Source organism: Caballeronia sp. LZ034LL (genome assembly GCF_031451215.1).
Classification (GTDB): Bacteria; Pseudomonadota; Gammaproteobacteria; order Burkholderiales; family Burkholderiaceae; genus Caballeronia.
On the sequence record NZ_JARUXR010000015.1, the window covers coordinates 1 to 1286 of the forward strand.

1 protein-coding gene is annotated in these 1286 nt (G+C 58.8%); it reads right to left on the reverse strand.

All coding sequences use genetic code 11. The features are described from left to right. Positions 1-72: 72 nt before the first annotated feature. A protein-coding gene (locus tag QCE83_RS34970) for an IS3 family transposase (RefSeq protein ID WP_309821462.1) occupies positions 73-1220 on the reverse strand; the annotation gives its coding sequence in 2 pieces (ribosomal slippage) (positions 73-962 and positions 962-1220; 1149 coding nt in all). Positions 1221-1286 lie beyond the last annotated feature (66 nt).

Below are 1286 nucleotides of genomic sequence, written 5' to 3' on the forward strand. Positions count from 1 at the left end.
TTTCGCGTCGGTCTATTAGCACTGCCCCTCCCCGGGGCGGGGGTGTAGTGGTTCACCAATCCTGGACACTAGTTACACCGCGACCTTCTTTACTTCCTCGAACTCGGCTGGCGGCATGTGGTTCGCCGCCGAATGCAATCGGTGCGGGTTGTAAAACTTCAGGATGTAGTCCAGTACGTCAGCTCGTGCCTCCGCGTGATCTCGATACGCGCGCTCACCGGTGCATTCTCCTTTGAGACTGCAGAAGAAGCGCTCCACGACCGCGTTATCCCAACAGTTTCCTTTGCGGCTCATGCTCTGCACAATCGCGCGCTCGCTGAGAAACTGCTGGAATGCAAGGCTCGCATAGTTGCTTCCCTGGTCTGAGTGAAACATCAGCCCGGGGTCGGGACGCCGTATCTCCAGCGCGAGTTGTAACGCGCGGATCACCAGAAACGTGTCACACGAACCCGAGGTCGCCCAGCCCACTACGCGCCGCGAATACAGATCCAGCACCACCGCCAGATACATCCAGCCCTGTTGTGTCGAGATATACGTCACATCGCCCGCCCAGAACCGATTGGGCACCGTCACGGCGAACTTCCGATCAAGCCGGTTTTCGGCAATCGCAGCGCTCTGCTCGCGCTTTACATAGCGATGTGTGCGACGTGTCTGCGCCTGCACTCCGCCTTCTCGCATGAGCCGACGTGCGCGCTCGCGCCCCACTGCATAACCCCGCCGGCGCATTTCCTTCGACATGCGGCGACTGCCATAGCTCTGCCTCATCTGCGCATGGATGGCCTGCACTTCGCGCACCAGTCCCACTCGCGCCGCATTTTCCTGGCGTTGTCGCGCTTTCCACGCGTAGTAGCTGCTGCGCGGCACTTCTACCACACGACACACAACCTCCGTAGGGAACGCCTTCTCCGCCTGCTGGATCACTTCGTATCGCGATCCAATTCCTTGACGAAAAAGGCTGTGGACTTTTTTAAAATGTCGCGCTCCCGTTCCAGCTCCATCACTCGCTTCTCAAGTTCCCGGATCCGGAACTGCTCGGGGTTGTCGCTCTCGACTGCGCTCACTGACGCACCTCCTACCGGCCGGCGATTACCTATCCAGCGCCGCAACGCACTCTCACCGATTCCCATCGCCTTCGCCGCCTTGGTCACCGTGTACCCATGCTCCAGTACAAGTCCCGCCGCCTCGCGCTTGAATTCCTCTGAAAACTCTCGTCTGCCCATTTGACACCTCGTTGGTCGATCAAAGTCTACCTTTAAGAAGTGTCCAAGATTGTTAGACCACTACAC